Below are 6,014 nucleotides of genomic sequence, written 5' to 3' on the forward strand. Positions count from 1 at the left end.
TTATTATTCGGGATTAGTAATGATGTAGGTTGATTCTACTTGGCGATCGCTTTGGGGAGTAGCAATAAAACGCTCTTCATCAATTAGATAGGTCAAGGTTTCTGCTCGCATACTGTTTCCTTCCTGAATCACATAGACATCCCCCGTTAAGATTAAACGACGCTCGCGACTATAATATTGAGCTTGAGCAGCAGTAGCCTGTATTTGTCGTGCGGGATAATTGATTTTGACGTTACCTTTTGCCGTAATAATTCCCGTTTGGGAATTGGATTCTTGAACGTCGGATTTTAAAGTAATTTCTCCCTGTTTGGCGGTCGACTGTGCTTGCATCGACCAGGGCATGGCAACAACGATCAACGCGCTAATTATAGTCGTGCCAATTAATTCAAGAGATCGGCTAGGGGATAATAAACCAAAAGACATATCAGGGGAAATATAACTCAAGTTGAGTAATTATAATTAAATAAATCGCGATCTTAACAGTTTCAACAGACGCTTCTATGACTTAAGAAGTTGCATTTTCTCGATACTTTATAGATTACCGCTAATTTTCGACCTATCTCCAAACCCGATCGAACTATTGATGCTTTTGCCATGAAGATTATAAAGATATACTGAAGGCTTACTTGACAAAACTTAATCAATGAAAAGCTTTAACTGGCGAGAAAAATTCGACTTACCCCCTTTATTTTGGTTAATTGCTTTAATTGCCTTAATTAATTCCATCAGTTTTACAATTATTATTCCTCTGTTATATCCTTATGCCAAACAGTTTGGCTTAAGCGATTTACAGGCTAGCTTATTGACTACAGCCTTTGCTCTATCGCAGTTTTTCGGCACGCCGATTTTAGGTAAACTGTCCGATCGCTTGGGACGTAAATATATTCTAGTCTTTAGTTTGGCGGGGACGGTAGTAGCGAATCTATTAGCTAGTGTGGCGGGGGTTGCCTGGCTGCTTTATGTAGCAAGGATGCTAGATGGTTTGACGGGGGGGAATACTTCTGTCGCTAGTGCGGTAATTAGCGATATTACCACTCCCCAACAGCGTCCGAAAGCTTTTGGTATTTTTGGGGCTACTTTTCGCTTGGGGTTTGTCATTGGCCCTGTTTTGAGTTATTTCGCCCAACAGATGCCGACTTTGCCTGGGGTATCTTCTTTGGGAATGAGTTTTATTGTCAGTGCGGCGATCGCAGCTTTCGCTTCATTATTAACCTTGTTTTTCTTACCTGAAACTACTTCTACTCAAGGAGAGTTTAAACTTAGTTGGGACGACTTTGCTTTTGGTAAGATTGCGAAATCGGCAACTAGACCCCAGTTGGGCAATTTGTTTATCCTAACTTTCCTTAGCGGGAGTACCTTTACTATCTTCACCTTTGCCTTCCAGCCATTCTTTTTAAATGTTTTAAACCAAGATGCCAAGGGATTGGCGATGATGTTTGCCTTAGTGGGAATTTTGGGCTTTGTCTCTCAAGTATTTGCCCTAGAATCTCTGAGTAAAAGATTTAATCTGATTAATATTATTGCTGTTTCTCTCTTGTTGCGAGGAGTAACTTTTTTATTAATGCCTACCTTCCCTACTTACGGTGCGTTTGTAATTATTATGGTTCTTTTTGGGATAGTAAATTCTTTCCCCATGCCTTTAATTGATACGGTGTTATCCCTCAATTCCGATACCAAAGAACAAGGAGAAGTATTAGGAATCAATTCCTCTTATCTTAGTATGTCCAATGCGATCGGTCCTGTCATATCTGGGTTACTGGTAAGCTTAAACTACACTACTCCTTTATGGATTACGGGGGGATTAACCATCTTGGTGGCAGGTTTTGCTTTTAATCTCAAATCTCGCTTTAAATGTAACAAACCAGCAGTGGTAAGTAATTAACGAGAATGAGTAATACGCCAACTCAAGAGAATGACTGGAATAATTCCTACCAATACAATAGCCAAAGCGGGTGCAGCAGCCTCCGCTAGTCGCTCGTCAGAGGCATATTGATAGACTCGAATGCCCAAAGTATCAAAATTAAAAGGACGAATCACCAAAGTTGCGGGTAATTCTTTCATCACATCCACAAAAACTAGCATTGCTGAAGTTAGTAAACCCCCTGCCATCAATGGCGTGTGGATCTTCCAGAGAGTACTAGTAGAACCATATCCCAAACTACGAGAAGCATCATCTAAGTTAGGAGAAATCTTATTGAGGCTAGATTCTACCGAACCAAAAGCCACTGCCAAAAAGCGGACTAAATAAGCAAAAATCAACGAGGCAACTGTCCCCGATAATAACAATCCTGTGGAGATATTAAAAGTCGCCTGCATCCAGCGATCGATAATATTATCTAACCCTGCGACGGGAATTAATACCCCCACGGCAATTACCGAACCAGGGATAGCATAACCCATGGCAGCAATTCTAACAGCGGTTTTCATCAGCCAATTTGATTCTAATCTTTGTCCGTAAGCCATGAACAAAGAGAGCGTCATAGCAACGATCGCCGTAATACTAGCTAAAATAAAACTATGTTGGGCTAAATCGAGAAAATCTCCATCAAATACCGAATCTAAATTTTTTAAGGTTAATTGTAATAGATATCCCCCAGGAATTATAAACCCCAGGGTAACGGGAAACATGCAAGCGACTAAAGCCAAAATACCGCGCCAAGATTTTAGTTCAAACGGTGTTAGTCTTTTAATCGAACTAGACGCTTCGTAGTATTGGGCTGCCCTGCGCGATCGCCTTTCTAAGACAATTAAAATTAAAATAAATAGCATCAAAAAAGCTGCCAGTTGTGCTGCTGCGGATCTTTCTCCCATCCCCAACCACGTCCGATAAATCCCTGTGGTGAAGGTATTGATTCCAAAATACTCGACTGTCCCCAGATCGTTTAAAGTTTCCATCAACGCTAAGGCTAAACCCGCTACAATTGATGGTCTGGCAAGGGGTAAAGCGATGGTAAAAAAACTGCGCCAAGGATTGCAGCCCAAAGATCGGCTGGCTTCAATGGTACAAACTGACTGTTCTAAAAATGCTACCCGCGCTAACAGATAAACATAAGGATATAAAACTAGCAACAGCATTACCGCAGCACCCCAAAGAGAACGAATATCAGGAAACCAATAATCTTGAATAGTCGTCCAGCCAAAGATATTGCGGAGTGCAGACTGTACGGGGCCAAAGTAATCTAGCATATTGGTATAGGCATAAGCCAGGAGATATGCAGGGGCAGCTAAAGGTAGCAGCAATGCCCATTCTAGGCAACGACTCCCCCAAAAACGACACATCGTTACCAACCAAGCAGTACCCACACCGATCGCACAGACTCCAATTCCTACTAAAAACATCAGTAAGAAAGAGTTAATAATATAATCTTGGAGAACTGTAGCTGCCAAATGTTGCCAAATATCACCCTTTTTGGCAAAAATACTGCTAAATACAAAGAAAATAGGTGTAGCAATAATTAAAGCGATCGCCATTACCATCAGCGTCCAACCATTGAGTGATAAACGCTTGATGGTTTTGATTGCAGAGGATGAAATAAAATCTGTCATTTGTTAGTGGTTGATTTTCAATAATTGGTTGTTTAACTAAAGTGAAATTAAATATAAAATGCTTAAAGCTGGTTGCTCAAATTTTTAATTATTAAGACTAAAGCGGATATGCCCAATATTACTGTCGATTTGCCCCAAGACTCCTACAAAATTGCGATCGCTCCTGATAGCCTCAGTCAACTGGGGGCAATGATGCAACAATTAAATCTGGGTAAAAAGGTGGTGGTAATTTCTAATCCTGAGATTTTTGGTCATTATGGTGCAACTTGTATCGAGTCTTTAGAAACTGCTGGTTTTGAAACCTGTAGTCATTTGATACCAGCAGGAGAAGAATACAAACATCTCCAGTCTATTCAAAAAGTATACGATACAGCCTTAGTCAATCATTTGGAACGTTCTTCTACTTTTGTGGCATTAGGTGGGGGAGTAATTGGCGACATGACTGGTTTTTCCGCTGCAACTTGGCTGCGGGGAGTCAATTTTGTCCAAGTGCCTACTTCTTTATTAGCCATTGTCGATGCTTCTGTGGGGGGAAAAACAGGGGTCAATCATCCCCAGGGAAAAAATCTAATTGGTGCTTTTTATCAACCCAAACTAGTGGCGATCGATCCTACTTTACTTAAAACTCTCCTCCCTAGAGAATTTCGGGCGGGAATGGCAGAAGTGATTAAATATGGCGTAATTTGGGACAAAGATCTCTTTACTAAATTAGAACACCATCCTCACCTAGATACCCTAGAAAATGTGGGGGATGAGTTACTAGAAACTATTATTACTCGTTCCTGTCAGGCAAAAGCTGATGTAGTGGGACAAGATGAAAAAGAATCAGGAATTAGGGCAATTCTCAACTACGGACACACTATCGGTCATGCTGTAGAAAGTCTAACTAACTACAAGCAATTCGTACACGGCGAAGCGGTAGCCATAGGAATGGTTGCAGCAGGTAAAATTGCCGTAACAATGGGGTTGTGGACCCAAGAAGAAGCAGATCGCCAAGATGCCTTAATTGCCAAGACTGGCTTACCTACAGATATTCCTTCCGAAATTGCGATCGAGGATATTTTAGAAACGATTAAAAGCGATAAAAAAGTAAAAGCAGGAAAAGTACGTTTTATCTTACCCACAAGCATTGGCAAAGTGACAATCACTGATACGGTTACGCCAGAAATAATTAAACAAGCTATGAAGCCTTACGGCAGGGGTCTGGGGAAGTCGTAACGTCCCCAGCAGGGGGTATGGGGGAAAGTTCCCCCATTATTAGATTTTGGTTTCAGGAAATCAATTATCTATACACAAAATTTAGATCGAGCATTATTAATTAAAACCAGGCGTACCATATAAAATACCAATACTGCCATTATTCAAAACCAAATCTTTTGCCGTGAATCAATATTTACCCTTTCTCCCCGTATTGGGCATAGTTTCCACCATTACCTTCTCGGCTAATCCTCTATTAGCTTTAGAACGTGCGGAAGTCTCCACTATAGTAAAAGAAATTACCGTACAGATAGAGGGAGAAGATACATCGGGGACGGGTACGATTATCGAACAAGATGGCGATACCTACACTGTATTAACCTGTTGGCACGTAGCCAATACAGAATTGGGTTTAAAGATAGTTACTGCCGATGGAGAAACTCACGAAGTAACTGGCGTTCAAAATATTGATGATGGCAACATCGACTTGGCGACAATTCAATTTGAGAGTAATACGGATTACGAACTTGCCGAATTAGGAGATTCTGAAGCCATTATCGAAGGGGCAAATGCCTATGTCGTCGGCTATCCCGATCCTATTCCTGGTATACCCGAACGAGGTTATGACTTTCAAGATACTAATATTACTCGCAAACTCCAGACAGGAGAAAATGGCTATCGCCTAGTTCACAATACCACTACTACTGGCGGAAGTTCTGGAGGCGGTATCTTTGATGAAGATGGGGTATTAATCGGCATTCATGGGCGCACTACTTCCGATGCTGAAGGAAGAAATGCTTATGGTTTGGCTATTCCCCTGGAAGTATTTTTTACTGAAGAAGCTAACCTGACTACTCCTGCTAACTTTACCCCACCCCAAGATTATGCCAGCTTGGGAAGACGGAAGTTAAATCTAAAAGACTATCAGGGTGCAGTTGATGATTTTAGCCAAGTTTTAGCAGTTGATCCTAATAATTTTGATGCTTTATCAGGGAGGGCGGAAGCTTATTTTTGGTCAAATTCTTTTGACGCTGCAATTAAAGATTACGATCTCGTGCTGCAACAGAATAATAACAATGCTACTTATTTCTTTAATCGTGCATACGCTCATAGTCAGCTTAAAAACCACGAAAAAGCGATCGCCGATTACACCGAAGCCATCCGTCTCGATCCTGAAGATGCTATTACTTACTACAATCGGGGCACAAAATACGACGATTTAAAAGAATACGAAAAAGCGATCGCCGATTATACCGAAGCCATCCGTCTCG

General features: G+C 41.2%; 5 protein-coding genes. 3 read left to right on the forward strand and 2 right to left on the reverse strand.

Translation table 11 applies throughout. From position 1 onward, the window contains the following. Positions 1 to 3 precede the first annotated feature (3 nt). Positions 4 to 423 carry an LptA/OstA family protein gene (locus I4641_RS17265; protein ID WP_369426825.1) on the reverse strand — a complete coding sequence of 140 codons (420 nt, stop codon included), beginning with the start codon at positions 421 to 423 and terminating at the stop codon, positions 4 to 6. A 220-nt stretch (positions 424 to 643) separates the two neighbouring features. Here I4641_RS17265 and I4641_RS17270 point away from each other — a divergent pair, with 220 nt between their 5' ends. Next, positions 644 to 1,882 (forward strand): MFS transporter, encoded by a 1,239-nt coding sequence (locus I4641_RS17270; RefSeq protein ID WP_229641826.1) that lies wholly within the window; start codon positions 644 to 646, stop codon positions 1,880 to 1,882. Here the strand turns inward: I4641_RS17270 and I4641_RS17275 are convergent. Beyond that, positions 1,879 to 3,546, reverse strand: a complete 1,668-nt coding sequence (locus I4641_RS17275) for an ABC transporter permease (protein ID WP_229641827.1) — start codon at positions 3,544 to 3,546, stop codon at positions 1,879 to 1,881. The genes I4641_RS17270 and I4641_RS17275 overlap by 4 nt on opposite strands. Before the next feature lie 108 nt (positions 3,547 to 3,654). On the opposite strand from I4641_RS17275, the gene aroB reads away from it, so the two are divergent. Together aroB and I4641_RS17285 are read left to right on the forward strand one after the other, a co-directional pair. Further along, the gene (gene aroB / locus I4641_RS17280; RefSeq protein WP_229641828.1) at positions 3,655 to 4,764 is read left to right on the forward strand and encodes a 3-dehydroquinate synthase; all 1,110 of its coding nucleotides are present in this window, start codon (positions 3,655 to 3,657) and stop codon (positions 4,762 to 4,764) included. 163 nt (positions 4,765 to 4,927) lie between these two features. Beyond that, positions 4,928 to 6,014, forward strand: a 1,087-nt coding sequence (locus tag I4641_RS17285; RefSeq protein WP_229641829.1) for a tetratricopeptide repeat-containing S1 family peptidase, incomplete at its 3' end; no start/stop codon positions are given.

It is taken from the genome of Waterburya agarophytonicola KI4, from assembly GCF_020640915.1.
GTDB lineage: Bacteria > Cyanobacteriota > Cyanobacteriia > Cyanobacteriales > Xenococcaceae > Waterburya > Waterburya agarophytonicola.

What these genes read in the sequence shown, in the direction of transcription:
- I4641_RS17265 (WP_369426825.1), bottom strand. Translation starts at nt 423, where the DNA reads ATGTCTTTTGGTTTATTATCCCCTAGCCGATCTCTTGAATTAATTGGC.
- I4641_RS17270 (WP_229641826.1), top strand. Translation starts at nt 644, where the DNA reads ATGAAAAGCTTTAACTGGCGAGAAAAATTCGACTTACCCCCTTTATTT.
- I4641_RS17275 (WP_229641827.1), bottom strand. Translation starts at nt 3,546, where the DNA reads ATGACAGATTTTATTTCATCCTCTGCAATCAAAACCATCAAGCGTTTA.
- aroB (WP_229641828.1), top strand. Translation starts at nt 3,655, where the DNA reads ATGCCCAATATTACTGTCGATTTGCCCCAAGACTCCTACAAAATTGCG.